The following is a 26,650-nucleotide window of genomic DNA, read 5'->3' as shown; positions in this document are numbered from 1 at the left end:
TATAATAAATAATTGGAAAAACTCTCAGTGAAGGGTGGTATTGATTTGGAGAGAAGCAAAGACTGGTTGGATGCGGCAAAAGATGATCTGGAGCATGCAAAACACGATTTGGAGCACGGCTTCTACAACTGGGCATGCTTTTCTTCCCAGCAGGCAGCAGAAAAAGCTGTGAGAGCTGTGTTCCAGAGAATGGGTGCGCAGGCATGGGGACATTCTGTAGCGGATTTGCTCGAGGAACTCTCCAGCCATTTTGAAATTCCTGAAGAACTCATGGATTTCGCCCTCGAACTGGACAAAGCCTATATCCCCACAAGGTATCCGGATGCCCTTCCTTCCGGCTCCCCCAGAAACAGGTATTCCAGAATTGAAGCCGAAAGGCTGGTGAACTATGCTGAAAAGATCATCCGATTCTGCGAAGATCTTCTATCCAGAATATAAAAGGGAAAAGGTCCTGGGAATCATCAGAAATTCCCTTCCACAACTCCTGAAGAAACTTCCTGTGAGACTTGTGGTACTTTTTGGCTCTTATGCGAAGGGAAATTTCACCGTCTTCAGCGATGTCGATCTTCTTGTCGTGTACGAAGACCCGTTCAGAGAAGACGCTTATAAAATCGTGAAAAGGACCATCAAATTGAAAGGACTGGAACCGCACGTCTACTCTCTGAGTGAATACAAACAGATAGAAACGACCATCGCAAAGATGATCGAAAACGGAGTGGTTGTTTACAGGAAAGAAGATATTTGAAGAAGCGCCACAATTGAGAGCTTTTGTGCTTGAGAGTGTTGAAATATCTGATATTGAATCCAGAGATTATGTTCATCTTCTCTCCCTGGTCTGTCTACCAGAACACTCAAAAGATCAGCCACTGCTTTCTTCACAAGATCACCCCTGTTCTGTTTTCTGTTTTGTTTAGATTATACTACAAATCCCTATCCACATCTCGACATCGTCGACAAACTCGACAAACACCGGACAGGTTCGACAGATTTCTCAAGCGGACGTGACTTGAAAATCAAACACGTCGATATTTATCGAATTGATTCGATAAATTCGTACGTTTTTATCGAATGAGATAGATAAATTCGAACGAATATGGTAAAATAGAATGAGATCTCTCCAGGGAGTGGTTCGCAGTGAGAATGGACGAGCTTTACATTATGAATCCGTGGTGGCGAGATCCAGGGGTCATAAACACTGATCGGCACATATCGATGTTCGAAAACAGCACATTCAAATATTTCCCAGAAAATCTCTTTAAGAAGATTCCGTCGAACAAACCCGGGATATACACAATAAGAGGGCCTCGCCAGGTAGGAAAAACTACGTTCTTAAAACTCTACATAAGGAAGCTTTTAAGAGACGGTGTGAAACCATCGAACATTTTCTTTTTCACATGCGATGCCGTGAAAGATAGGTTCGAATTGATAGAAACGATGAAGACCTATTTTCAGATTTTCGAAAGGAAAGCCGGTGAAACAAGATACCTATTCATAGATGAGATAACCGCGGTGGAAGACTGGCAGAAATCCATCAAATATCTGGCAGATATCGGTTTACTTGAAAATTCCCTCCTCATACTCACAGGTTCCTCTGCTTTTGATCTGAAGAGATCAAGCGAAAGACTTCCAGGAAGAAAGGGTTACGGTGAAGACCTGGTTTACCTTCCTCTCACCTTCGGAGAATTTCTGGAAAGTCTTGGAATCTCAGTGGAAAGAATGTCAGTGGATGATATCTTCTCGAAAAGCGAGGAAGAACTTCGAATTCTATATCTCAAGAACTCTTTTCTGAAGGAATACTTCCTGAAATACCTGAACACAGGTGGATTTCCAAAAGCGATAGATGTTTTCCTGAAGAAAGGTCAAATTGACGAAATCACAAAGGGGATTTATCGGGATTTCATCCTGGGGGACGCGGAGAAATACCTGGGGTCGAGGATTAAGGTCATAGAGATCTTCAAAAAACTTCCGGATATAGTGGGACAGCGTTTTTCATGGAATTCTCTTGTTGACATATTCAGCGGTGCTATAGAGAGCGTTGACACGATTCAGAAATATTTCGAGTATCTTGGTTACAGCTTCATTCTGATGAACGTGTTTTTCGTGGATATTTCCAGAAAAACCGTCAGATTGAAGAAGCAGAAGAAGACGTATCCCATCGATAGAATTGTAGCCGATATCATTGAAGAGATCAGCGGAAAGCAGATCAAGCTTCCTCAAATCATAGAAATGATAACTCTCAGACATCTTCTTGGAGACGGCAAGACCTTGCAAAATGGAACAAATCTCTACAGCGGACCGTTTTTCTGGTACTCAGATCGTGGAAATGAAATAGATTTCGTTTTCGAACACAAAGGTTCCTTGATACCGGTGGAGGTTAAATACCAGAACAAGATACATAGATCTGACTACTTTGGAATGAAAAGAGTCTTCAAAAAAGGAATTCTCGTTACCCAGGAGACAATTTTCAAAGATGAAGATATCGTAGCCATCCCCGCGTGGCTTTTCTTTGCTGTGTTCGAAAGAGACTGACCTACAGAAAGGTCAAATTTTCCAAATTTTGACCTGTGGGTGGGTCAAATCGAACTATAGTTTCTCCAATGAAGTTCTACTAATGATTTTCGGAATTTTAAGTTCTGTATTGATATATGATACATCAGCATGAGAGCGGACGCTGCAAAATAAACACTGTCAAACATTTCGTGAAAGAGATCGATATCGATTAGCTTGGAACTGGAAAATAAGGAACTTTTCTGCGATCGGGAGAACACGTTAAAAGGTGCTTTCCTTTTGATCCGGAGGAGATCTCGTTTTCGATTGGTGATGAGACAAAGCTTCAAAATTAATGATGTTGTGAAAGTTCAATTCGCAAATTCAGGCTGGTTGTCGAATGAATCAATTAGGATAAAAGAACTTGTTTAGTGTACTTAGACTGAGAATTGGGAGTGAACCCATGAAACTGGGGGAAGATTATTTTCCAAACTTTTTCACATACTCAGGAAATTTTTTCAGTAATTCTTTCTCTTTTTCTAAAGGCATTCTTCTTTTGGGTTCTCCCGGGGGAATGTCTTTGAATGGATTTACTGGGTTCGCAAGGAATTCATCGAATCTTGATAGGACATCTATTTCATTTTCGTAGTGTCTTCTTGCCAATGTAGATATGCTGTCAGCTTTGTAAACATTTGTGGGAACAACAGCGATTATCTCTCCACTATCGACTTCCTCATTTATGAAGTGTAGTGTAACACCTAAAGGCTTCATTTCGTAAATTGACCATTTGAATGCATCAAGCCCTCTAACGGCAGGAATGATTCCTGGATGACAATTGATAATCTTTTTACCTTCAACACACTCTTTGGATAGTAGTCCTGCTCCAAGTATGAGGTACAGATCGCAAGAATTATCAATATCTCTATCGCTCTCACAGATGATATAGGGTATGTTGTGTGCTTCTGCTATTACCTGTGGCGGCACAGCTTCTGTCTGATCAGGTCTGTGTGCAAACAACACTTTTCTCTTTGGACGATTGACAAAAGGCAAAGCATAAATTTTGTATTTGTAGGGCTTATGCAATAAGCGCTGTATAACTTGCTCTGTTTTTAAATTCGGTATGTTGAGTTTTGTTCTATCGCGAAGATTGCTGATATATGATACATCAGAATGGGAGTGGATGATAATACAGTAAAAATTAAGGAAAGACCCTGCTATCTGATAGAACTGGGGAAGGTAGACTGTCTTCCTCTGGTTTCTACCGTGCCTTCGTAATTCTTCATCTCTCCCACTGGGATTTTCACAAGTATGGCAGTTGAAACGCTTTTCCGAAAAGATCATATTTGACAGTATGGTGATGTACGGTGGTGTATTCGATAGATTACTTTGGTGTCTAATGCGACTCTGATTTGTAAAAGCGGGAACTGGGATGGAGAATTCTTTTCCTCTAAATATATGTAAACAGTCCTTTTGTGCCCTGTTTGTTGCTTTCAAATCACTTTTTTCTGAGTTGATTCTTTATGTAGGAAAACGCATCTTTGTAAATCAGTAAGATAGCAAGCATCACTAGAACGCAGAGGATGCCGTAGAACGCATAGTTTTTCACAAATGTGCCGGCTGCAGCAACAGTGATTGTCAAAAGGGTGCACAAATAGATTCTCCCAAGGTCAAAATCAACGGGATAATACTTCTTCGCAATGACTGTTCTCAGTGTAAAAAAGAGAATGTAGGAAAGTCCTGTTGATACAGCAGCTCCTCTTGCACCAAGTATGGGAACAAGTAACGTATTGCCTAGGAAATTCGCAATGGCAGAAAGACCTGTGATGACAATATGCCAGTAGGTCTTCTTGGAGAAGTTGATACCTAAAACGGTGGTTTCAGAGATTGTGTACATAATCGGATAGAGTATCAAAAACGGGGAGATATACGATGCTTCTCTATAGCTTTTAGCGAACAGCAGGAATATGAGATCTTTAAACCCAAGAATGAAAATACCAGCTAAAAACAGGACCGCGCTAATCATCGTGTTCGCTTTTTTGAAAAACTCTTTCGAATCGTTGCTCAATTCATATTTTTCGTAGGCAACAGGTATCCAGAAAGTTGTGAAACCACTCTGCAATAAATGCATTACCGAGACGATTTTAAGAGCGGCGCTGTAGAGACCTATTTCTGTAAAGGTGGAATATTGTCTCAGGAAGATCCTATCTATCGACGAAAAAAGCCAGTACAAGAGAGAAGAAGGCACAAAAGGAAAGCCGTACTTCAGGAAAATTCTCAGAAGGTTTGAGCTTAGCTTTGCGAGTTTACGGGACGATTTATCGGTAAGAAATCCAACTATTAAGGCAGAGATATTTCCAATCATCTGACCAAGTATGATTGCATAAAAACTTCCCGAAACGGCCAACACAAACAACACTGTTCCTCCAAAATTACCCAGGGAAGAAATGATATCTAGCGTAGAGAATAAAATCCCTTTTTTCTGAATTCTAATAGAAAGTTGATTGTATCTTTGTAGAATTCCAGTGAGTAGCGATAACGCAAAAAGCAAACCGATCCAGCGGTAATGTTTTCCATACAAAAGAACACTCAAAGGTCTTTCAAATAGTATAAAAATCGCTGAAATTCCTATTCCGAGAACAACAGAAGGTATCAAACAATTCCAGAAAGTTTCACTCTTATCTTTCTGTTCGTAGTAATACCTCACAAAACTCTGATCAAGACCCAGAAGGGAAAACAACAGAGCTACATTGTACACTAACGTGAACATCGAAGCACGGCCGAACTCTTCGGGCACGATCAAGTAGCTGATGACGGGAGTGGAAATGAAACCAATTATCGCACGAAACCAGGTACCTAACGAAAAAGATAGAAAACCTCTCAAATACTGCTTCATGGTTTCCGCACCACTCGCTTATACACATCTATCTCCTTTTCTACTATATATTTCCAGGCAAATCCTTTTGCTCTCTCCAGAAGTTTGTTCATATCGTATCCTTCCCTTAAAACCTGTACCACTCTTTTTGCGAATCTTTCTTCGAATCGATTTCCTTCCTCGACAACATATTCTGGAAAACCTATTGCTTCTGGAATTCCTCCATTGCTGCTTCCTATCACACACGTTCCACAAGCCTGGGCTTCAAGGACAACACAAGGCCAGCCTTCATTTCTGCTTGGAAGTACCATCACGTCCATTGCGTTCATATATTTTGCAACCTTTGTCTGCACCACCCTTCCAGTAAAGACAACATCGAGTCCTTTCATCTCTTTTAGTATTTTATCTTTCAACACTCCATCTCCAACGATCAAAAATCTGGTGTTGGGAAGTTCCTTCGCTATTTTCCCAAATATCTCAGGAAGTTTATCTGCCCTTTTTATGGGGACAAGATTTCCAACAAAGCCCACGTAGTGTGTGTTTTCTTTGTATATTCCAAGTTCTTTTCTCACGGCATTTTTGTCCATGGGTTTGAACACATCTGGATCGTACCCATTTGGTATCACAACTGCGTTCTGTCCAGAGTATCCAAAAGATTTTGCCTTCTCAAGAAGTGCTCTGCTTACAAAGATGCATCTTGCGGCGTTTTCTAGAGTTTCCAGGTATATATCTCTCACATCACGTCTTGCCATGTTCAGGTTCACATCGCTTCCATGAAGCGTCACAACGTAAGGAACGTTCCAGATCTCAGAGACCTTCCTTGCAACAACACCTGCTGGTGCGGGAAGATACATCCCGTGTGCGTGGATGACAGTGTGTTTTGGAAACTCCCGAGGAATCTTTTCAGCAAACCTATCTGTGAAATTTTCGAGTGCTTTTTTCATTGTCCAGAGTTTTTGAACTGCCACATCAAAGAGCCCTCTTTCAACAAAAACAGGATTGAAAGATACTCCTTCCAGTTCTTCAAGAGGTATTTCAGAAGGTTTGCGTAGAAGGCTTCTTAGAAGACTTAGAAGTCTTCCCTTATCCCTGAACGCCAGCGAAACGGCCGTAAAATCAGCACCGAGTTTTCGGTACTCCTTCAGCCTTTTTGTTATGAAGATACCTGAATTTAGGTTGTCTTTTCTTGGGAAAAGATTGGTGAGAATAAGAACCTTCATTTTCTCCTCTCCAGGAAGAAGTTTCAGTTCCAGGAAAATTCTATCATGTGATCACAACTCCTCATTTAGAGGGGCAAGGCAGGAAAAGAGATTGAAGGAAAAAGGCAGGATAGACTTAGTCATCTTCACCAATGTAATCTTTCCAGTAAAAATACCATCCAAAGTTTGGAGATGTTTTCACATCATCACTCATATATTCTCCACATCTAGGACAGGACTTGTTGTGAAATTCCCGACCGCATTCATCTTTCAACATTTCCATCGGCCTTGACGAAAAAAGTACTCCTTGACATTTTCTCACTGTTCAATGATCAGACTGGTTTTAACCTGTAGGTGTTTATCGATCGTAATCGATAAGTTCGTACGAGTTTATCGAATACGTTCGATAAATTCGAACGGTTTGGTATGCTAGTGCTTTTTCACATGAAGCATATTAAGCAATTTACTGATCAGTTCAACAAACTCTTTCCTGTAGAGAACAACCGTAAACAACAATCCCAGAAGGGAAGTAGAAACAGACAGTACCTTTCCATGGAAGGTGTTTATCCACGAGACAACCAGAAACAGTACCAGGATTGTGTAGACCTTCCCTGTGCTGTATTTCACAGGATAGTACCGCTCAGATGCCAGATACTCTATCATAAAAACGATGATCGTGGAAAGCCCTGTGGATATGGCCGCACCTTTTGCACCTAAAAGAGGAATAAGAAGGAAATTCCCGGCCAGGTTGAAACAGGCGGCAGTTCCATCGGATAAAATGTACCAGTACGTCTTCTTTGCAAAATCTATTCCCCTTCCAGTGATAAAAGTGAGAGGCATCATGATCGGTGTCAGGAGTAAAAACGGGGAGATGCTGCTTGCTTCTCTGTAGGATTGAGAAAAGAAAAGAAAAACAACGTCCTTTAAGGCAAGAATAAGAAAACCAAGCGAAAACATGCCAAAGGAAACATAATCGAAAACCCTGGCAAAGACTTCTCTGTTTTCTGAATTTTTCTCGAAGTGTTCATAAGCGTATGGGCCCCATACCGTATAAAACCCAGAACTGAACAGAGAAAGAACGGACACCAGTTTGAACGCAGTAGAATACAATCCGATTTCGATGAAATCAACGTACATTCTAAGAACAATCCTGTCTATCCAGCTTAAAAGCCACGAGAGAAGTCCTGAAAAAACAAATGGATAGCTGTATTTGATTATCTCCAGAACAAGACCTTTTCCCAACCGAACAGGAAACCAGTAACTCCTTTCAAAGAGCATCCCAAGTATCAAACTCACAGTTACAGAAAAAAGCTGTGCATAGAGTATCGAATAGAAATCTCTTGATATCAGAAAGGCAAATATAAGGATGAAACCAGCGTAAGACAAAGATTCAACTATCAGAAGTGAAGAATAAAGAAAACCCTTCCCTTTCATCCTTATGAGTGTCAGGTTGAAGTTTTGAAAGATTCCAACAAGGACATTTATGGAGAGAAGAACATGAAGACCGGCATCTGTATTGCCAACCAGAAAAGAATTCACCTGGTGTCTGAAAAGGAAAAGAACAGCGCTGATAATCACCCACAAACCTATGGGAACAGACAGGCAACTCCAGAGAAGTTTACTTCTTTCCTCTTCTGACTTTTGAAAGTAAAATCTCATGAAGGCGTTTGGAGTTCCAAAGAAAGATACCAGGCTCAGTATGGAATACAGCGTTGAATACATGGAAGCCTTTCCAAACTCTGAAGGATTTATCAACCACGATACAACAGGGACCGTTATAAAAGAAATGATCAGTCTGATCCATAAGCCAATCGAAAAGGAAAAATAGCTCTTCAGAAGTCTGTTCATTGCTTTGTCGCTCCTTAAGAGATACTAATGATACTCAGAATTTGATTAGCAATGGTTTTTCTATCCAGTTTCTCTCTCCAAAAAATTGCTATACTTTCTGAATTTCTTTTTCCAATTTCCCATAGAGAAGCTTCGTATATTAGAGCAGCCAGTAAATCTTGCCATTTCTCACTTATGGAAACTGTTCCGGAAAATCCGTTGTGAATCATATAATCAAAAGATTCAATAGGAGAAGCTACAAGCGTTGAACCCAAGCACAAAGCCTCTGCAGCTGCAATACTAAATCCTTCCCATCTGGAAGCAGAAAAAAATATCTTTGCTTTTTTTGAATAATTTATGATTTCGGAATTTGGTATCCTACCAACTATATATAATTTTTCAAGATTGCTTGTTGCGTATTTTTTAATATATTTTTGCAAAATTCTCTCTCCGGGACCTATTAAAACAGCTTCCCATGAAGGCTGTATCTTCAGGAATTCTACCAGTGCTTTAACAAGATCTTTTGGATTTTTCTGTGCCTCGTCATTCCATCTTCCTACAGAAACTATGACGTTTTGTTTCTGAAGGCTCAAATCATTTCTAGTGAAAACAGGAGCAACGGGGTTTGGAATTACAACTATTTTGTCAATTAAGTCATATCTTCCAAGGTAGGAATAGACTGTAACAAGATTAGTGGCAGCTTTTGGAGATTCGATAATGATTTTTGATGCTAATTCTGATTGTCTCAGGAAACCATAGTATAAATGTTTGCGCAATCCTTTATTAAATCTGGTTAGTGTAGTTTTTATTTTCATTTTTGATACTTTTGCTAAGAAAAACGGGTTCCAAAGGTTTTCTATATAGAATTTGTAGATCGGATGCATCAATTTATAAGTGATCCCATATCTTCCAATGCTATCACATTTAATAATAACCTTTGTAACCCTTGATGCTACTTCAACCCAGTTTGTATATCCGTGAGAAAGCCATGTGTACATTATAACAAGATCAAATTTAGAAAAAATCTCTCTTGCTTGTTTTAGATCAATATTTGAAATGACGTTTACGTTTTCGTTGTGATCAACCAACTCTCCTCGTCCATTGGTCAAAAGTGCCGTGTCGTGTCCTATTTCTCTCAATCCAAGAGCAATCTGACCATAACATTTGTTTAATTCAAATTTTTCAAAATTTGGAAGCCATATTCCTATCCTCACTGTTTCTACCTCCAAACTTTTTTGATTGGAAAGTATTGAATATATTCACTAACTACCTGTTTCCACTCCCTCATTGCTATACCTGCTGTCTCTTCCCATCCAAAATTATCCAGCACAGAAAACCTCGGTCTTTTTGCGGGCAGGTTGAAATCTTCTTGTTTAGCCCTTTTGAGTTCTCCGCTCCATCCGATTTTACTTAAAATAAACTCGGCCCACTCATATCTTGAACAATACCCACTGTTTGTTATATGGTAAAGCCCATAGGCTTTCTGTTTTATTAATTCCCAGGTTGCTCTTGCAAGATCTGGTGCGTATGTTGGAGAACTTACTTCGTCATCCACTATTTTCAGCACCTGGCTTTTCTTACTCCACTCAATAACCTTCTTAACGAAATTCATCCCGTCTCCAAAGACCCAACTTGTTCTTATGAGATAGAACTTGCTTGCTATGCTCATCAAAAACCTTTCACCAAGAACTTTACTTTCACCGTATCTGTTTATTGGATCGGGTGTGTCGTAAATGGTGTAGGGAGAACCCTTTTCACCTGAGAACACGTAATCTGTGGAGTAATGTACCAGTTCGGCGTCTATCTCATTTGCCACAATTGCAAGATTTCTGGGTCCAAGTCCGTTCACAAGGTAGGCAGTTTTCCAGTCTCTTTCTGCTTCGTCCACTTTGTTGTAGGCAGCACAGTTGATTATGTGGGTTATTTCCGGGTTCTTTGAGACAAATTCCCTGATCTTTCTGAGATCTGTTATGTCAAGTTCTTCTTTCGGTGCTGCTATGAATTCAACTTTCTCGTTTTTGAACAGTTCCTGAAAGGCTCTTCCAAGTTGTCCATTCGCTCCTGTTATAAGAACCTTCATTCCTTCAATCTCTCCCCGTACATTCGTTCGTAGTAGTTCATGTATTCACCGTTTATGATTTCCTCCCACCAGGAACGATTCTCTAGATACCATTTTATCGTGCTCTTCAAACCTTCCTCGAAGGATATTTTCGGTGACCAGCCAAATTCTTTTTTCATTCTGGAGATGTCAAGGGCGTATCTTCTATCGTGTCCAGGACGATCCTTCACGAACCTGATCAGACTCTCTGGCTTTCCAAGTTCCTTCAAAATCATCCGGACTACATCTATATTCGCTCTTTCGTTTTCTCCACCTATGTTGTAGATCTCTCCTTCTTTTCCTCTGTGAATGATAATATCGATCGCTTCGCAGTGGTCTTTCACGTGTATCCAGTCTCTGACATTTCTCCCGTCTCCGTAAACGGGCAGAGGTCTATCGTGGATAGCGTTGATAATCATCAATGGAATCAACTTTTCAGGGAACTGGTATGGACCGTAATTGTTGGAACAGCGAGATATAGTAACAGGAAGTCCGTAAGTTCTGTGGTAGGCCATGACGAGAAGATCGGCAGAGGCTTTAGAGGCAGAATATGGAGAAGAAGGTTTTAACGGGCTTTTTTCTGTGAACTTCAGATCGGGTCTGTCCAGTGGAAGATCTCCGTACACCTCGTCTGTTGAAACCTGGTGGAATCTTTTGATGCCGTACTTTCTGCAAGCGTCCATCAAAACCTGTGTGCCTATGATGTTGGTCTTGAGAAAGATCTCCGGATCTTCGATGGATCTATCCACATGCGACTCCGCAGCGAAGTTCACAACGACATCTGGCTTTTCTTCCTCGAACACCCTGTAAACCAGTTCCCTGTCACATATGTCTCCCTTTATGAAGTGGAAATTCTCTCTATTCAACGCACTTTCCAGATTTCGCAGATTTCCAGCGTAGGTGAGCTTGTCAAGACAGATAATTCTGTAATCTGGATGTTTTTCCAGCATGTAGTGTATGAAGTTGCTTCCTATGAATCCTGCCCCACCTGTGACGAGAATTCTCACTGTTCATCACCACCATAGACAAAGTTACAGTCACTGTCTTTTAAAAACGGAGCGTTTCTGTCCTTTTCTGAGAGGATAGGTTCTTCTATTGGCCAGTCGATTCCTATATCCGGATCGTTCCATCTGATGCTTCTGTCATGTTCTTTAGAATAGTATTGATCGACTTTGTACTGCACTTCTACATCATCGGTGAGAGTTAGGAAGGCATGACCAAAGCCTTTTGGAATGAAGAGCATTCTTTTGTTCTCTTCTGAGAGTTCTACCATGATCCATTTTTTGTACGTGGGTGAACCCTTTCTCAAGTCAACTGCCACATCGAGGATTTTTCCCCTTGTACACCTTACGAGTTTTGCCTGTGCCACCGGATTATTCTGGAAGTGTATTCCCCGGAGGGTTCCTTTTCTCTTAGAGTAGGAGTGATTATCCTGGACGAACACAGCATCTATTCCAAGCTCTTTGAATACTCTGTAAGAATAACTTTCCATGAACCAACCACGTTCGTCTTCAAAGACTCTGGGTTCTATAATCAAAACTCCTGGCAAATCTGTTTCTATGATCTTCATTTCTCTTCCCTCCGGTATATAATTTTACCTTCTGCAACTCTCCTCAGATATTCTCCATAGACGGAATTTTTGTACCTTTCAGCAGCTTTTAAGAGTTCTTCTCTTGAGATCCAGCCGTTTCTGAAAGCAACCTCTTCCGGAGATGCGATTATGATGTTCTGTCTTTTTTGAACAATCCTCACAAATTCTGAAGCTTCGAGCATGGCATCCGCTGTTCCTGTGTCGAACCAAGCAAATCCCCTTCCAAGTATTTTCACTTCGAGAAGACCTTTTTCCAGATACAGCTTGTTCAGGTCTGTTATCTCGAGCTCCCCTCTCTTGCTGGGCTTCAGGGTTTTGGCAAGAGCAGAGACACCTTTCGGATAAAAATAAAGTCCCACGACTGCATAGTTCGATCTGGGGTTTTTAGGTTTCTCTTCTATGGAAAGCACCTTTCCTGTTTCGTCAAACTCAACAATTCCAAATCTTTCAGGATCATCAACGTAGTAGGCAAAAATAGTAGCTTTCTCCGTGTTACTGCTTGCCTCTCTGAGAAGTTTTGTAAGGTCGTGTCCAAAAAAGATGTTGTCTCCAAGAACAAGAGCACTCGGATCGTCCCCTATGAACTTTTCCCCTATTATAAAAGCTTCCGCTATACCCCTTGGTTCAGATTGCTCAGCGTATTCGAGATGAATTCCAAATTGACTTCCATCACCGAGAAGTCTTTGGAAATTTGGAAGATCCCTCGGTGTTGATATGATAAGAATCTCTCTTATTCCAGCCAGCATGAGCGTGGTGAGTGGATAATAGATCATGGGCTTGTCATATATGGGTAACAGTTGCTTACTAGTTATAAGGGTCATAGGGTACAGGCGCGTTCCGGCTCCACCAGCTAGAATAATTCCTTTACGCATTTAAACCACCTCTTTATTTTGCAAAGAATTGGCCAGAGAAAAAATTCCCTATAGATAATTCCTATTCTCACCAAAGATAAGCGAATCTTGCCATAACCTCTGTATTCTCTGAAGTAGTACAAATCTGATTCCAGTTGTATTAGCTTTCTTTTCTTCCCTAAAGCAGATGTAGAAGCTTCATGTAGATGTTTCACATGAACCTTATCGGTATATGCGACTTTGTATCCCGCTTTGTAGAGTTTCTCAGATAGTATCATTTCTTCAGCATACAAGAAAGTATTCTCATCAAACCAACCCACTTTGTTTAAAACGTCGAGGTTCATAAGCATGAAACACCCAGTCAACCGGTAGGGATATGTGATTTCGGAATTTTGTAACTTTCTTATGAACATTCTGGCTCTAATCTTTTCATATGGATAAAGAATAGGGTAAAGAACTGGGTATAGGAAATAGTCATAGATTCCCGGCTTCTGATATGGTCCCTGCCGTTTTCCATCCGGACCGATTACTTTCGGCCCAATTACAGCTATTTTGTCATCCTTATGTACGAGATCAAACAGGATCTTCAACAGAGGTTTTTCTAATATAACATCATTATTCATAACAACAGCCCATTTGTAGCCTAAACTCCTTGCCAACTTCAAGCCAAGATTGTTCCCCCGAGCATATCCATAATTCTTATTGGCAAGGAGAAGTATATTCCGAAACTCCGTAGACTGGTTTGAAAGGTTATTCGATCTCACTACTTCGTCCTCGTTCAGGATTCTCCAACCATTTTCTGCCGCGTATGTAACTATTTTGCCCCTTTCAATAGGGTCGGAATTGTTATCAACGACTATTATTCCGTGTTCATCACCCTCCACTTTTCTTACGTTCTCCACACAGTCTATGGACATATCTGATTTGTTCCAGTTCAATACAACGAATGCCACCTTCATACGGAACCTCCTCCCGGGTTATTTTTACTTTAAACTTGAGAGCCATTCTTACCAGGCAGTCCAGCCTCCTCAACAACACCGCGAATAGTGTGAATTCTCACGGGAATATTTTGAAGAACAGCCGGAATCAATACGAGATGCTGTACATAGCCATGCGTGTGTATAATTGATGGCTTCAGATTTTTGATAATTTTCCAGATCCGTGACATGGTTTTGATGTAATACAAGTAGCGTTTCCACCTATCAGTTTCCACGCATTCGGATAGTGTCATATCGGTTGTGTAAACCTTGATACTTGTTTCAGTGAGCATCTCTTCCTCTGGCCAGTACGTGTCCTGGATGACATTTAGCACGCTGACTTCAAATTTCGATCGATCTGAGAACCCTGCCAGATCAGTCACTAACTTTTCGACACCACCTGCGGCAGGGGAACCACACGGAACAATTTTATCATCCCGACTGCTTCCCGCTGTCATCCTGCGGAAGAACCGTTTCGATCTTCTTACACCAGTGCCGGATCACGGATGAAAGGTATTTCTTGATCCTTTATAAGCGGGAATTACGAAGCTTATGAACATGCATTCAACACCTTCTTCTTCTCTTTAGTTACTGATATCTCTCCCGTGAACTCATTTTACTTAAGGCTCAACCAGAAGACTCTTTTGCTCTTAGAACAGCCGTTCAATCGCGCCGAACGGCCTGTATAATTTGTCTGTAAAGCTCGGTCTCTCTTTCGACGACCTTCACCCATGTGAATCCTTTTGCCCTTTCCAGAAGTCTGTTCATATCATATACTTACTCTTAAAACTTCTACCGCTCTTTTCACAAACATCTCTTCAAAGTTATCTCCTTCCTCGACAACGTACTCTGGAAAACCTATCGCTTCTGGAATTCCTCCGTTGCTACTTCCAATCACACATGTTCCACAAGCTTGGGCTTCTATTACAACAGCACCAAAACCTTCTTCTCTGCTTGGAAGCATCATCACATCCATTGCGTTCATGTACTTTGCCACATCTTTCTGTGGAAGTCTTCCTGTAAAGATGATGTTCAAGCCTTTCGTTTCTTTTTCGATCTTTTTTCTCAACGGCCCATCTCCAACTATGATGAAGAACATCTCTGGTATCTCTTTTGCAATGAGATGGAATATCTCTCCCAGTTTATCTGCTCGCTTTATCGGTATGAGGTTTCCTACAAAGCCCACGTACTTGTAGCCTTCTCTGTGTATTCCAAGTTCTTTTCTTACAGCTTTTTTGTCCATGGGTTTGAATATTGTCTCGTCGTAGCCGTTTGGAATCACAACAGCGTTTTTGCCGGAAAATCCTAAAGATTTTGCTTTTTCAAGAAGCGCCTTACTAACAAATATCGTTGCCGATGCGCTTTCAAAGATAGACACGTATATCTCTCTTCTCCGTGGCATGAGAATATTAACATCACTTCCGTGTAAGGTGACAACGAAAGGTTTCCCGTACTTTTCCGCTAAGATCTTTGCTATTAAACCTGCTGGAACACTGTACATACCGTGGGCGTGTATCAGATCGTACTCTCTGAAATCGAACGATTGTTCAATCGCTCCGACAAATCGCTTCGCAATCTTTACAAAATAGCTTCGAGAGATTTTGTTCATCAGTACTGTATGCAAGTTTCTGTGAATCAGAACAGGTTTGAACTTCACTCTCTCATATTCTTCCAATGGATATTCTCCATTCTGCTTCTTCAAGAGTTTCTTCAATAGAACCACCAATTTGCTATTCTCATAGGCTGGTGAAACAGCATCGAAGTTCACACCATAAGTCTTGTAATGTTTCAATCTTTGGACAATGAAGATTCCAGAATTTGGATTTGAAACCTTTGGAAAAAGATTGGTGATGAGGAGAGTGTTCATATTTTGAAGTTAGCTCCAGCTATATTTGTCCTTCCGCAAAGTTTTCTTAGTTTATCAGTAGAAACAATCTATTTTCACCAGAATTCAAATTTTCTATAATTATTTTTGGAGGAAAAATCTTTTCAACATTTCCTGTACTTCTTTTGATTTTCTTGTTATGTAATCTTGATAAATTATTTCTTGATTCTTCGAAATTTCTTTAGCGAAATCCTTATTGGTTAAAAGACATCTTATTTTTTCTGCAAAATCTTCTGGTGTATCAGCTATTAGCAACTTTTCTTTTTTAAAATCATAATCCTTAGCTACAAATGAAGTCATAACTGTAGGCACTCCACTTGCTATAGCCTCTAACACTTTTATTTTTGCGCCTGAACCTGTGAATATTGGTATTACTATGGCATCACTCATTTTGTAGTATTTTTCTACGTTGTCGACCGTACCAGTTACTATTATGTTTTGGGGATATTTCTTTTGAAGTTTGAAAATACTAGGAACAGGATTTCGACCGACAATATAAAACTTCAAATCTTCCATTTTAACGATGAGTTTAGGAAGAACATTTTCCACAAAGAAATGCACACCTAGAATATTGGGATACCAATCCATACTTCCAATAAAAGAAATGATGTTTTGTGCTTCATCAAGGTTATTGAATAGACCCGTTGAAAAATCAAAGAGGGGGGGAATAACGAGAATCTTATCATTCTTTATTCCAAAATGCTTTACAAAATATTGCTTATCATACTCAGATATACTTATTACAAGATCTACTTGTGCTAGTACTTGCTTTTCAAAATTTTCTACAATTTTTTTCTTTAATCTGCTTATAAACCTTCTAATGGTGTCTTTTCCATAAATACCGAGTTCATGCATGATTAGTGATTCAACATTGTGTTCTATTAAGATAATTTTGCTTTTTGATGGCAAAATTTTATGGATATCCTCTAGATAAACAGCAGATGGGAGGTTTGCAAACAGGATAAATTCTGGTGATAAGTTCTTTATCACCTCGCACAGAGAATCGGCGAAATCTCGACGATAATAACGTGCACAATATGGATTTTTCGCAGGAAAAATTAATTCGTGAAATTTTGAAAATCTATTGTCGATATAATTAAAAAAACTATCATAACTAGGCTTTTCTTCAATGTTAACATCATTATTTAGTGAGAACCAAACTGAAATTTCTGGATTGTAGCCAAGATTTTTTAGAGCTTTTTGCATATTTTCAATAACTCCTGAAACGTAGATCCAAGGAGCCACGTTCCTCAACGGAGGAATTGTTGAAACAACCAATAATCTCATAATTTTATCTTACTCATGCCCTCCTTTTTCTATAATTTCAAGCATTGTTCTTAATCTCTGTTCGTATGTATGCTCCATGAGAGCTCTCTTTTGTCCTTTCTCTCGGATTTTTTCACGCTTTTCTGAATTTTTCAGATAGTGGTCTATCTTATCAATCATATCATTCAAAGAGTAGTACACCTCTATTTCTTCACCTATTACAAAGAGATCTTCAAGACACTTTCGATAAGGCGTTAACAGAAAACCTCCAGCACCCGTGATTTCGAAAACGCGAACATTCACACTTTCTATTTCTCCCGGATGAAGGGTGTTGAGGGATATTTTAGCATACCTCCAGGCTTTTGCTTTTTCCTCGTTTGCAAGATAACGACCTGTATAAATGCCCAAGAGTTGATTGCTTGTGTTTACATAATATGGTGGAGGGGATCCATAAATCTTTATAGAATACTTTCCCGTTGAAACCAGCTTTTCCAGAATAGGAACTCTAAAAGAGTGCAAATTCGCCACAACGGATATATCGCAGCCGTAACTCTCTTCATCTTTTGGATCGTACTTTGGAACCTTATGTAAATCTGGATTAAACGCTTCCGGGAGGTAGAAAACGTTTTTGAATCCATAAAATTCACGCAAATATCTTACTACATATGGATCTTTAAAAAACATAAAATCATACCCCGCAGTCATAAAATAGCCCCTTCCAAAATTAGAAACGGCATCTGGAAACCATAAAACAATAGTGGCTTTCGTTGTTTTCTTTATTTCCCTTATTTCTTCGTATGTAAAATAATCATACGTACTTATTATCAAATCGATCTCTTTTAATTCCGATATATGGTTCAGAATATGTTTTAAAAGAACCTTTCTTACTGTCCTAATAGTGTTAATTCCAATTTCAAATAATTTTCTTCGATAAGTTCTAAACATTCTCATGAAATTTCTATCTGCATGAACCTTAGGGCCAAATTCTATACCATAAGCATCGTACCCTATTTTTCTTAACGTATAAAGAATGTGATATCCCATCTCTTCGGTAGTAAATTTACCGACTACTGCTACCTTCAAATTTCCACCTCCTGATCAGCAAATTCATGATCAAATTCTATTTGTAAAGTCTACAAAATTTTCAACAAACGTCTTCCAGCTATACCCCCTTGCAACTTTATAAAGCTCTTCTGCTGTTTTTTTTAAAGTAGTGTCATCTACACTTTCCAGAATTTGTAATAAATCACTTACCCCGGTTCTTACATCAAAGTACAAACCCTTTCCATGTGTTATTTCATAAAGAACAGGTATGTTACTCATAATTACCGGTGTCTTCCGAATGGCTGCTTCAAGTGGCGGTAAACCGAAACCGTCATAACGTGAAGGGTAAATAAAAAGTCTGGCATTTTTGTATAACATTTCTTTTTCACTATCCGATATAAATCCCTTGTAAATAACATTGGGGTTTGTTTGCAGGACTTTTTTTAATTTGATTTCTATAGCCCTATCGTCTATAACACCAGCTAAGACAAGCTTGTATCTGTTGTAGTTGTATCTATCATACAAATCAAGCAAAATATCCGTTCCTTTCCAATAAGAAAGTCTTCCGATGAATAATATATAATCATCCTGTGGTTTTTGATATTCAGCATAAGATGAACTATGAGAGGGGAGAGAAATGCCATTGTATATAACTTTTACCCGTGTTTTTTTGATCTCTTTTGGAAAAAATAATTCTAATGAAGCTAGTGTAAAAGCTGAGGGAACAATGACTCCATCAACATTTTTCAAAGTATCACCTATAAGTTTTTTGAAAATTATCTTTTTTAAGAAAGATCTCTTGCTTACCGGATGTAGAGTAAACAAATCATGAATCATAGTTATAAATTTTGTTTTGCTATTTATTCGTTGAAAGGGATAATAGCTTAATGGATTCCAAAAAAAATCAGGATTGTATTTTCTTATGATTTGCCTGGTTCCTGGAAGGTATCTGAAAATAAAGTCTACGATAGAAAAATTATCACTGTTTAATCCTGAATTAAAAACCACATCTGAGATTCCTAATTGCTGTATATAGCTTTTGTCTATCTCTTTTGGTAAGATCAGAACTATTTTGTAAGTTTTTGACAGTAGTGGCAAAGTGTTTTCTAATATATTTGCAATGCTCTTCAAAACTGGAAAGCACAATGAAGTTCCATCTATGAAGATTGTTTTCATTCGGACACCTCCTGAAATTCGTCTTCCATTAAAGACCAAAAAGTAATTCCATGATTTTCTTTCCGTGTTCAACAAAGATTCTCGTATCAGTTTCTCCAACATAAATGGAAACATTGTAGATGTACAATATGACAATTGAGATTATGAGGAAGTAATAGACAAGATATCTAAATTCCAGTTCTCCAAAACCATGCACTTTTATCGATTTTAGTGATTTTACTCTCTCGAAAAACCATATGGAAAACGATATGAGGCCAAAGAAAACGAAATAGTTTGTGAATCTGATGAGACTTGGATTGAACGCAAAAATACTTCTAAAAATTTGCCCAAAATAGAACATATTGAACGATGAATTATAAAACTTTCGTACTGACTCATCTTCAATACGGATTGGGAAAATAATTTGAAACAGCAACAGAATTAAATAATATCCTCCTTTTGCAAGCACAGATAAGGCTTCTTTGAATCCAAACTGTGAGCTTAAGGATACATAATAAGCGTATCTTTCGTATATGTCAATATTACTAAGGACGATCAAAAGGATTTGTTCAGTTATGTTTTTAAATATGGGTGTGAATCCCAGTAGGGTGATTAGGGAGAAAACCAAAAGATAAAATCTTTTGGAGAAGAACTTCTTAGAAATATTTACGATAGAAATAAAAACCAGAAAGTACAGTATGCTGCTGTAGTGGGTTATGAAAGCGAGAGCAAAGAAGATAAATGAAAGACCTCGTTTTTTCCCTTTTAGTGTAAGAAACAGAATCGAAGCATATACTGAAAATGAAATTGCCAAGGATTGTCTAATAGTTATGAATTGAGAAAAGTACAACCCGGGAGTTACAATATACAAAGCGAAGGTAAGTACATAAACAAATCTTTTAGTCTTGCAAACAGACTCAACAGTCTCAAGTGAAAGTAAAATAAATGTAAAGGTTAATAGAGAGAATAACCAAAATAGAAAACGTTCATCTAAAGATAGCACATGACAAAATTTTGAAAGTATGTTAAACATAGGTTCATAAACATAAATTTGATTTGAATGTGCTAAAGCATATCTGTGCCTATCTGGTGAAACTTCACCAGAAAAGCCGGTAAAAATGCTTAGGAGAAGAGAGTAAAAGTATATCAGCAGACGACTCCTTCTTCCAAGCACTGTCACTGCAAGAGTTATGACGAGTATGAAAAGGTATGGCAATAGACCTATTAATCCCATAACCTTTTTCTCAACCCTTCTTGTATAGTCTCACATAACCTTCCACTTGATTGTCAATTTTAAAATCTTTTGCTCTCTCAACAGCTGCTTGCCCGATTTTTTGTTTTATTGACTCGAAATTTTCCAGTATAAAATTTATCTTTGTGGCAATTTCCTTATAATCAAATCCTGTGAGAAAACCATTGATTTTATCTTCGATTATGTCTTCAGGACCTCCGCATCTAGTTGAGACAACTATCTTCCCAAGGGACATAGCTTCCAAGATGACCAATCCAAAACCTTCCTCGTCCGATGTCAACAAAAACACATCAAAATCTGCCATTAGTTCTATAGCATCTTTTCTGAAGCCAAGAATTTTGACTTTTTCCTTCAACCAGGGTCTTTCATCAAGATACTGCTGAACTTGCTTTGCGTAGAAATCTTCTACTATACTTCCACCTATCCATACAAAAATCACATCATCCATTTCCTGGACAACTCTTTCTGCAACCTGAAGAAATCGCACAGGATTTTTCGGCCTATCAAGTCTTGCCACATTTCCTACTATTTTTACGTTTTCTGGTATGCCAAGTTCCTTTCTCAGTTTTCCTTTAGGTGCAGGTGGTTGAGGAATTAAAGCGTTTGGGATGATGACGTATTGAGAATCTTTCCCTATTTTCCATTTTTTTGCTTTCAGAAGATCTCTGTGGCAAAGCAAAACAATTTTGTCAAAAAAAATTGCAGCGAACCTTTCGGCAAGGATGAGAAAGCTTCTTTTTAAACCGCTGTACTGTTCGATATGCCACCAACCATGGACTGTTGCGTATATTCCTTTAACCCCAGAAAGTTTTGCGGCCAGTCCTCCAAGGACCCGAACCTTCGACATGTGCAGGTGAACCACATCATATTTGCCTTCTTTTATTATTTTCAGCAGCTCAAAGAATGCCTTTAGGTCTTTTATTGGAGAAATTTCTCTCACAAGATCTGGAACAATATGGACAACTACTCCCAGTCTCTTCAATTCGTTAATTAGAAGACCATTTTCTTTTCCACAAGCAACTTCTACTTCTATGATATCACTGTATTTTTCTTTGATACCGTATATGAGATTATATACAACCTTTTGAGCACCAGCCCAATCCGAACGAGTTAAAACCTGAAGGCACCTTATCTTGCGATTTTTGCTCATGAAAGTCTCTCCTTATCTGAAAAGTTTCCTCAGGTTCTCTTTCGAAAACAATCCCAAAATATAATGAAGAACAGAGATTACCAGTAATCCATAATCTTTTGTGTCGAGTGCATAATAAGTCATGCGTTCGTCGAAGAACTTGAAAAAACTTGGCTGCAGTTTAAAACGATTCCTTGCTCTTATGAAATACAGTATATCGGCTGGAAAGAACCATCTCATGTATTTTCCTGTTTCATAAGAAAAATCGCACATTTCAATTTTTTCCCCTACAAGGCTTTCACAGAACCAGAGAGGAAAATTGACACCGCAGAATATCGGTAACGTGATCGATCCCCAGGTTCTCGGGTTTATTTCCAGAACTTTGTAATCACCTGTAGAAGGGTTGTACTTGTATTCAACCATCGCAAAACCTTCCCAGCCTATGGTATCCAGTATGGTTTTCCCAACTTTTCTCAGTCTTTCATTTCTCACGCTCTCACAAACCACACTTGGTCCACCCTCTGGGGGATACTCTCTGATTCTCCTATGTACAAACGAGGCTATGCACTTATTCTCCTCATTGTAAAGATAAGAAGCACCGTATCCGGAGTAACCTTCTGGAACAAATTCCTGAACAATGTAGTTCTCAGTGTTGTTCTCCTTTTTGATTTCTTCAATAACCTGTTCGAGTTCTAATTTTGATTTTACCCTTTTCAACCCTTCTGATCCTCTACCTTTCCTAGGTTTGATGACAAGTGGAGTAGGGAGTTCTTTCCAAGCTTTGTTTTCACAAACTTCTGAAAGCAGCCAGGTTCTTGGTACAGAAACGTTAATCTTCGTTAGAAATTGATACGTTTGATATTTGTCCCTGAAGATTTTGAATTTCTCATAATCAGGTATCAACGTTTTGACTTCCTCTTTTACGAGATCTTTTTTCGAACTCAAAATTTCTACACTTTCATCTTCTAGGGGAATTATTATCTCGATATTTTCCTTCTTCACAATTTCAAGAATTTTTGTGAGATAGTGATCAGATTCGTAAGGATCCATCTGGAAATATCCTGAGACGTATTTTGAATATCTAACTGGTATAAACTTTTTATGAGACGCAACAAATACCTCGTATTTACCATTCATACCGAGGGATTGAACAAACGGTATAGCTTTTCTACTGTGTGCATCGAGTATCAAAACTCTGACACCACTCATGCAAACACCTTCTTGATGACTGCTTTTACAAATCCTCTACTCTTACCGTGTAAACGATACTTCTTGTTGAACAGATCCAGCAAGTCCTTTTTGTTTCGTAGAAAGACTTTCGTTTTCACGTCAAATTCGACAAAACAGTTACCTACTTCTCCTGGTCTGTGTGCGTCTGATCCTGCGGCTTTCGGTTTTTTATATTTATCTGCGATTTTTGAAACCAGAAATCTTTCCATTTGGAAGAGGGATTTGTAATTCAGCACTTCCAACACATCTATCTGATCGATTATTTTTATTGTTTTCCTAAGGCCAATTGCTTTCCTGTAGACATCTAATGGATGAGGGATGTAAATTACTCCGTCCTGCTTTTTTATGGCCGTTATCGTCTCTTCCAACGATAGTCCAGGAGTCACCTTCTCTTTGAGAAAAAATCCTACGATCTCCCCTTCGGATGTTGCTATCTCTTCTCCTGGAATTATAAGAACACCACCAACTACCTCGGGTTTCGAAGAAAGAAGTTCGTTGTGATCACATAGAAACACGATATCTATTTGCTTTTGCCTGGCAGAGTAAGCAATATCTTCTAATTTTGAATCGCAGTCGTACGAGAGAAAACTATGGACATGGAAATCTATTTTCAAGTATTCGTCACCCCATCTGAGATATAATCCCTGAATCTAAGAAATTTCCAACCGTTTTTTTGACTCTCCTGGAGAAATTTCTCTAGTTTCAGATGAGTTCTTCTCAGACCCACGTAATGTCTGAATTTATTGAACCATGGAATGTTATTCACTTTCGGTTGGTCGGGATCAAATTCCCACGGGTGAAAATACATAACTAGAAGATCATGATCCTTCATGTATGATAAGACAAGTTTTCTGTAGAGACTGAACGGATAAAGTCGGAAATATCCTCCCCCTGCAATTGAGAGTTCTATCTTTCCTCTTTTCCAAACACTCAGGGGAATCTCAAGAAGTTTTTCCTTTAAAACAAATGGTTTTTGTGAGTTGATTCCCAATTGACCATATCTTTTGTTTTTCGAGAAAGGATGGTAACTTGAATCGTACAGGAATCCATTTTCGTTCAATGCATCTATTACTTCTTCTGTTATGGAAAAATTTGGTGCTCGATAACCAAGTATTTTTTCATCGATTATGCTCTCAAGAATCTCCTTGCTCTTTCTTATATCTTCAAAAATTTCTTCATGTGTAAGGTTATAGTTCAGAATGTGGCCGTATCCGTGCGAAGCGATCTCGTGCCCATCTGAGTGAATCATTTTGACAAGACCTGGAAATCTCTCTGCTATCCATCCAAGAACGAAGAAAGTCGCTTTTACTTTATACTTGTTGAGCAAGTTCAAAATTTTTTCTGTATTTTCCACCACCCTTGATTCACATTCTTCCCATTTTGAGGGTGGAAAGATAGCTCTCAAATTTTCAACTTGAAACCAGTCTTCAACATCGAAGGACAAAAGCACAACCTTTTTTGAGTGAGACACTACTTCGCCCCTCTCCTCCACAGCACAGCCTCCAGTGTTTGAAGGATTATTCTCAGGTCAAGAAAGATGTTTCTGTTTTTCACGTACCAGAGGTCGTAGCTGAGTTTCTTTTTGACTTCATCCAAACTGGAGGAATACTTGTACATGAGCTGAGCCCATCCTGTGATACCGGGTTTCACCTTGTGTCTCAGGTGGTAGAAAGGGATTTGTTTTTCGAATATTTGGACAAATTCCACCTGTTCCGGTCTTGGTCCTACAACGCTCATTTCTCCCCTGAGCACGTTCACAAATTGAAGCACCTCATCGAGTCTGAAGGGTCTGATGAACTTCCCGACTTTCAGTATCCTGTCTTTTTCCTGATCCACGAATTTTGGTGAGTCTTTTTTCTCGTTTCTCATGCTTCGAAACTTTATCATCGTGAAGATCTTTCCGTCTTTCCCCACCCTCTCCTGCTTGAAAACCACCGGCAGCCCATCTTCCAGATATATTATTATAGCAACGATCAGCATGATCGGTGAGAAGACAGCGAGAGCGACAAGCGAGACAACTACATCGAGGATTCTCTTCGCCGGTGAGTCGTCTTTCACACTGCTGAACGCGACTTCGTAGTACTCTCTGAACTTTTCCATGACCACGAGGGGGATTCTCTTGAGGGTCTTTTCCACCAGGTTTGGAAGGTATTCCAGGTTCTCAACGCGGACTTTCTCCAGGATGTGTTCGAACCGGGGGTCTGCGAGGAGAACTGCGTCGTAGAGTTTTTGCTTTGTTTTCAACGTCTCGACGGAGGGATTGATGTACTCAACGAACCTGTATCTTCCAAGAGATTTCTCCTCGACTTCTTTCAGAACGGGTTCGATCTCTTCTCTTCTTCCCAGAACGAGATATCTCTTCACGGGTAGTTTCTTTGTGAACAGTCTGTGCACCAGAACGTTCAAAACGGGAACCCCTGCCACGGAGAACAGGAAGTTCCCGAAGAAATGGTATCTGTTTATTTCGTTTTCGAACAAGGGGTAGAATATCAAAACGATGATGAAGCCCGCTGTTGTTCCCACTACGGTTCTTATCAGCTGTTCGTTGTAACTTTGAAGGCTTTCCGCGTCGTATAGCCTGAAGGCAAAAAAAGAGAGGGTCAAACTTGCGGTGAACAGAAGTCCCAGGTACCAGTTAAAAAAGAGGAGGTTGAATGAGAAAACCACCAGAAAATCTATGAGGATTAACCCGTTCAATCTGCCCCCTCCTCAGTTCGTTTTTAGAGACACCTGTACACTCCTATGCACTTTTCCGCGTACAATGGATCTGTCGCGTACCCATGTCTTTGAAGAAGCCTGAAGTATTTCTCTGGCTCTTTTCTACACTCCCAGGCCTTATTATAACACTCTTTTATAAGAATCAGGTAAGCGATCATACTGTTTTCTGGACTGACAAAAGTTTGAAACATATCGATCGTTTTCACTCCGTCGAACTCTTTCGTTTCCGCTTCAACTCCTCCCTCGAGCCAGGAAAGTTTCTTTATACCAAAAAGGTTGTTTCCCACCGTGTGTCTTCCCCAGCCGGTTTCGAGGGCGGACTGGGCAAGGAGTATCTTCGGATCCATCCCGGTGAGCTTTCCAAGAAGAAAGGCAGTTTCGCCGAATCTTTCGAGAAACTTCTCTTTCATTTTATCACCTCCAGAAAAGAGAAAGCGGGGATGACCCCGCTTTCAGTTTTCGATCTTTTCATCGTCGAGATCTTCTGGATGATACGGCTCTTTGAGGTACTCAGGCTTGAGCACGTTGAAGGGATAATCACAACAGCGAGGAGGTGTTTTCCCTGCTACGATGTCGTTCATCTTTCTGTTTACGATGCACTTGAAGTAGGGTTCGAACTCCCCTTTGTCTTTGTTCCACAGTTTGTGGGCGTAGCAAAACAGGTAACAGATCGTCTGGTAGAGGTCTTCGTAGGAGAGGAACTTGTAGCCGTGTTTCTTGAAGAAATGTCCTGCTTTCTTCTTCAAAGCTGGTTCGTACTTTTGAAGGAGCAAATCGATGGAAAGGTCTTCGTCCTTTATGTTCTCGAGTTTTCTCCTGGTGTGATTAAGCATTGTTCCACACCCGATCGTTGAAGAAGTTCACCACGAAGTCTATGGCGTAGTCCAGGATGTGATCCAGAATATCGTCGTCGAAGGGAAGGTCGATTCCGAAGCTGTCGAAGAGGCTGAAAACGATCTCTTTCACTTCCTCCTTCTTGGACTCACCGTCCCCCGGTCTTTCAACCAGGGAGACGGCGAGCGGGAGGACGTCCTTGAGAAATGGAAGTATTGTCATCATACAGACGCCC

Annotated in this window: 26 protein-coding genes and 1 pseudogene; 3 read left to right on the top strand and 24 right to left on the bottom strand. The window is 39.6% G+C overall.

Annotated elements, in window-relative coordinates:
- Window positions 1–45: 45 nt before the first annotated feature.
- From T2812B_RS01625 to T2812B_RS01615, 3 genes are all read left to right on the top strand, one after another.
- Complete coding sequence (locus T2812B_RS01625; RefSeq protein WP_231556590.1) at window positions 46–438, top strand: HEPN domain-containing protein; 393 nt, start codon at window positions 46–48, stop codon at window positions 436–438.
- Window positions 389–745: a nucleotidyltransferase family protein gene (locus T2812B_RS01620; protein ID WP_008192477.1), complete on the top strand. Its 357-nt coding sequence runs from the start codon at window positions 389–391 to the stop codon at window positions 743–745. The genes T2812B_RS01625 and T2812B_RS01620 overlap by 50 nt, the downstream gene beginning before the upstream one ends.
- 389 nt (window positions 746–1,134) lie before the next feature.
- Window positions 1,135–2,529: an ATP-binding protein gene (locus T2812B_RS01615; protein ID WP_008192484.1), complete on the top strand. Its 1,395-nt coding sequence runs from the start codon at window positions 1,135–1,137 to the stop codon at window positions 2,527–2,529.
- Window positions 2,530–2,967: 438 nt separating this feature from the next.
- Here the strand turns inward: T2812B_RS01615 and T2812B_RS09475 are convergent, their stop codons facing one another.
- The 24 genes and pseudogenes from T2812B_RS09475 to T2812B_RS01495 form a co-directional block, all read right to left on the bottom strand.
- Window positions 2,968–3,981, bottom strand: a complete 1,014-nt coding sequence (locus T2812B_RS09475; RefSeq protein WP_008192487.1) for a formyltransferase family protein — start codon at window positions 3,979–3,981, stop codon at window positions 2,968–2,970.
- A gap of 1 nt (window position 3,982) precedes the next feature.
- A complete protein-coding gene (locus T2812B_RS01605) occupies window positions 3,983–5,380 on the bottom strand; it encodes an oligosaccharide flippase family protein (protein ID WP_008192489.1) in 1,398 nt (465 codons plus the stop codon).
- Entirely contained in the window at window positions 5,377–6,579 is a 1,203-nt protein-coding gene (locus T2812B_RS01600; RefSeq protein WP_008192492.1) for a glycosyltransferase family 4 protein, read from the bottom strand. The genes T2812B_RS01605 and T2812B_RS01600 overlap by 4 nt, the downstream gene beginning before the upstream one ends.
- 408 nt (window positions 6,580–6,987) lie before the next feature.
- Entirely contained in the window at window positions 6,988–8,406 is a 1,419-nt protein-coding gene (locus tag T2812B_RS01595; RefSeq protein ID WP_008192495.1) for a lipopolysaccharide biosynthesis protein, read from the bottom strand.
- 14 nt (window positions 8,407–8,420) lie between these two features.
- Complete coding sequence (locus tag T2812B_RS01590) at window positions 8,421–9,599, bottom strand: glycosyltransferase family 4 protein (protein ID WP_008192498.1); 1,179 nt, start codon at window positions 9,597–9,599, stop codon at window positions 8,421–8,423.
- 5 nt (window positions 9,600–9,604) lie between these two features.
- On the bottom strand, window positions 9,605–10,465 hold the full coding sequence (rfbD, locus tag T2812B_RS01585) for a dTDP-4-dehydrorhamnose reductase (RefSeq protein WP_008192501.1): 861 nt from the start codon (window positions 10,463–10,465) through the stop codon (window positions 9,605–9,607).
- A complete protein-coding gene (rfbB, locus tag T2812B_RS01580) occupies window positions 10,462–11,490 on the bottom strand; it encodes a dTDP-glucose 4,6-dehydratase (protein WP_008192505.1) in 1,029 nt (342 codons plus the stop codon). Before rfbB ends, rfbD begins: the two co-directional genes overlap by 4 nt.
- Window positions 11,487–12,053, bottom strand: coding sequence for a dTDP-4-dehydrorhamnose 3,5-epimerase (gene rfbC, locus T2812B_RS01575; protein ID WP_008192508.1), 567 nt, complete (start codon window positions 12,051–12,053; stop codon window positions 11,487–11,489). Before rfbC ends, rfbB begins: the two co-directional genes overlap by 4 nt.
- A complete protein-coding gene (gene rfbA, locus T2812B_RS01570) occupies window positions 12,050–12,946 on the bottom strand; it encodes a glucose-1-phosphate thymidylyltransferase RfbA (RefSeq protein WP_038050724.1) in 897 nt (298 codons plus the stop codon). The genes rfbC and rfbA overlap by 4 nt, the downstream gene beginning before the upstream one ends.
- On the bottom strand, window positions 12,925–13,884 hold the full coding sequence (locus tag T2812B_RS01565) for a glycosyltransferase (protein ID WP_008192514.1): 960 nt from the start codon (window positions 13,882–13,884) through the stop codon (window positions 12,925–12,927). Before T2812B_RS01565 ends, rfbA begins: the two co-directional genes overlap by 22 nt.
- Before the next feature lie 29 nt (window positions 13,885–13,913).
- The gene (locus tag T2812B_RS09500; RefSeq protein ID WP_081501877.1) at window positions 13,914–14,360 is read right to left on the bottom strand and encodes a glycosyltransferase; all 447 of its coding nucleotides are present in this window, start codon (window positions 14,358–14,360) and stop codon (window positions 13,914–13,916) included.
- A 205-nt stretch (window positions 14,361–14,565) separates the two neighbouring features.
- Window positions 14,566–15,769 (bottom strand): annotated as a pseudogene (locus T2812B_RS01555) (glycosyltransferase family 4 protein).
- A 99-nt stretch (window positions 15,770–15,868) separates the two neighbouring features.
- Entirely contained in the window at window positions 15,869–17,074 is a 1,206-nt protein-coding gene (locus T2812B_RS01550; protein WP_038050726.1) for a glycosyltransferase family 4 protein, read from the bottom strand.
- Between the two features lie 9 nt (window positions 17,075–17,083).
- Window positions 17,084–18,136, bottom strand: a complete 1,053-nt coding sequence (locus T2812B_RS01545; protein WP_008192524.1) for a glycosyltransferase — start codon at window positions 18,134–18,136, stop codon at window positions 17,084–17,086.
- A gap of 30 nt (window positions 18,137–18,166) precedes the next feature.
- The gene (locus T2812B_RS01540; RefSeq protein ID WP_008192527.1) at window positions 18,167–19,273 is read right to left on the bottom strand and encodes a glycosyltransferase family 1 protein; all 1,107 of its coding nucleotides are present in this window, start codon (window positions 19,271–19,273) and stop codon (window positions 18,167–18,169) included.
- Between the two features lie 28 nt (window positions 19,274–19,301).
- The gene (locus tag T2812B_RS01535) at window positions 19,302–20,486 is read right to left on the bottom strand and encodes an EpsG family protein (protein ID WP_008192529.1); all 1,185 of its coding nucleotides are present in this window, start codon (window positions 20,484–20,486) and stop codon (window positions 19,302–19,304) included.
- A 10-nt stretch (window positions 20,487–20,496) separates the two neighbouring features.
- A complete protein-coding gene (locus T2812B_RS01530; protein ID WP_008192531.1) occupies window positions 20,497–21,654 on the bottom strand; it encodes a glycosyltransferase in 1,158 nt (385 codons plus the stop codon).
- A 12-nt stretch (window positions 21,655–21,666) separates the two neighbouring features.
- A complete protein-coding gene (locus T2812B_RS01525; protein WP_008192533.1) occupies window positions 21,667–22,842 on the bottom strand; it encodes an ATP-grasp domain-containing protein in 1,176 nt (391 codons plus the stop codon).
- Window positions 22,839–23,477: a PHP-associated domain-containing protein gene (locus tag T2812B_RS01520; RefSeq protein WP_008192536.1), complete on the bottom strand. Its 639-nt coding sequence runs from the start codon at window positions 23,475–23,477 to the stop codon at window positions 22,839–22,841. The genes T2812B_RS01525 and T2812B_RS01520 overlap by 4 nt, the downstream gene beginning before the upstream one ends.
- Entirely contained in the window at window positions 23,474–24,355 is an 882-nt protein-coding gene (locus T2812B_RS01515) for an XrtA system polysaccharide deacetylase (RefSeq protein WP_231556589.1), read from the bottom strand. The genes T2812B_RS01520 and T2812B_RS01515 overlap by 4 nt, the downstream gene beginning before the upstream one ends.
- Window positions 24,334–25,560 (bottom strand): sugar transferase, encoded by a 1,227-nt coding sequence (locus T2812B_RS01510; protein ID WP_008192540.1) that lies wholly within the window; start codon window positions 25,558–25,560, stop codon window positions 24,334–24,336. The genes T2812B_RS01515 and T2812B_RS01510 overlap by 22 nt, the downstream gene beginning before the upstream one ends.
- A gap of 23 nt (window positions 25,561–25,583) precedes the next feature.
- A complete protein-coding gene (locus tag T2812B_RS01505; protein ID WP_008192542.1) occupies window positions 25,584–25,991 on the bottom strand; it encodes a glycoside hydrolase family 73 protein in 408 nt (135 codons plus the stop codon).
- Between the two features lie 42 nt (window positions 25,992–26,033).
- Window positions 26,034–26,414: a sigma factor gene (locus T2812B_RS01500; RefSeq protein ID WP_008192544.1), complete on the bottom strand. Its 381-nt coding sequence runs from the start codon at window positions 26,412–26,414 to the stop codon at window positions 26,034–26,036.
- Window positions 26,407–26,640, bottom strand: a complete 234-nt coding sequence (locus T2812B_RS01495; protein WP_008192545.1) for a hypothetical protein — start codon at window positions 26,638–26,640, stop codon at window positions 26,407–26,409. The genes T2812B_RS01500 and T2812B_RS01495 overlap by 8 nt, the downstream gene beginning before the upstream one ends.
- Window positions 26,641–26,650: the final 10 nt, after the last annotated feature.

Source organism: Thermotoga sp. 2812B (assembly GCF_000789335.1).
Classification (GTDB): Bacteria; Thermotogota; Thermotogae; order Thermotogales; family Thermotogaceae; genus Thermotoga; species Thermotoga maritima.
This window is presented reverse-complemented; position numbering and strand designations above follow the sequence as displayed.

Coding starts and splice junctions, on each gene's coding strand:
- T2812B_RS01620 (WP_008192477.1), top strand. CDS start 389: ATGCTGAAAAGATCATCCGATTCTGCGAAGATCTTCTATCCAGAATAT.
- T2812B_RS01605 (WP_008192489.1), bottom strand. CDS start 5,380: ATGAAGCAGTATTTGAGAGGTTTTCTATCTTTTTCGTTAGGTACCTGG.
- T2812B_RS01600 (WP_008192492.1), bottom strand. CDS start 6,579: ATGAAGGTTCTTATTCTCACCAATCTTTTCCCAAGAAAAGACAACCTA.
- T2812B_RS01595 (WP_008192495.1), bottom strand. CDS start 8,406: ATGAACAGACTTCTGAAGAGCTATTTTTCCTTTTCGATTGGCTTATGG.
- rfbD (WP_008192501.1), bottom strand. CDS start 10,465: ATGAAGGTTCTTATAACAGGAGCGAATGGACAACTTGGAAGAGCCTTT.
- rfbC (WP_008192508.1), bottom strand. CDS start 12,053: ATGAAGATCATAGAAACAGATTTGCCAGGAGTTTTGATTATAGAACCC.
- rfbA (WP_038050724.1), bottom strand. CDS start 12,946: ATGCGTAAAGGAATTATTCTAGCTGGTGGAGCCGGAACGCGCCTGTAC.
- T2812B_RS01565 (WP_008192514.1), bottom strand. CDS start 13,884: ATGAAGGTGGCATTCGTTGTATTGAACTGGAACAAATCAGATATGTCC.
- T2812B_RS09500 (WP_081501877.1), bottom strand. CDS start 14,360: ATGACAGCGGGAAGCAGTCGGGATGATAAAATTGTTCCGTGTGGTTCC.
- T2812B_RS01550 (WP_038050726.1), bottom strand. CDS start 17,074: ATGAGATTATTGGTTGTTTCAACAATTCCTCCGTTGAGGAACGTGGCT.
- T2812B_RS01540 (WP_008192527.1), bottom strand. CDS start 19,273: ATGAAAACAATCTTCATAGATGGAACTTCATTGTGCTTTCCAGTTTTG.
- T2812B_RS01535 (WP_008192529.1), bottom strand. CDS start 20,486: ATGGGATTAATAGGTCTATTGCCATACCTTTTCATACTCGTCATAACT.
- T2812B_RS01530 (WP_008192531.1), bottom strand. CDS start 21,654: ATGAGCAAAAATCGCAAGATAAGGTGCCTTCAGGTTTTAACTCGTTCG.
- T2812B_RS01525 (WP_008192533.1), bottom strand. CDS start 22,842: ATGAGTGGTGTCAGAGTTTTGATACTCGATGCACACAGTAGAAAAGCT.
- T2812B_RS01505 (WP_008192542.1), bottom strand. CDS start 25,991: ATGAAAGAGAAGTTTCTCGAAAGATTCGGCGAAACTGCCTTTCTTCTT.
- T2812B_RS01500 (WP_008192544.1), bottom strand. CDS start 26,414: ATGCTTAATCACACCAGGAGAAAACTCGAGAACATAAAGGACGAAGAC.
- T2812B_RS01495 (WP_008192545.1), bottom strand. CDS start 26,640: ATGATGACAATACTTCCATTTCTCAAGGACGTCCTCCCGCTCGCCGTC.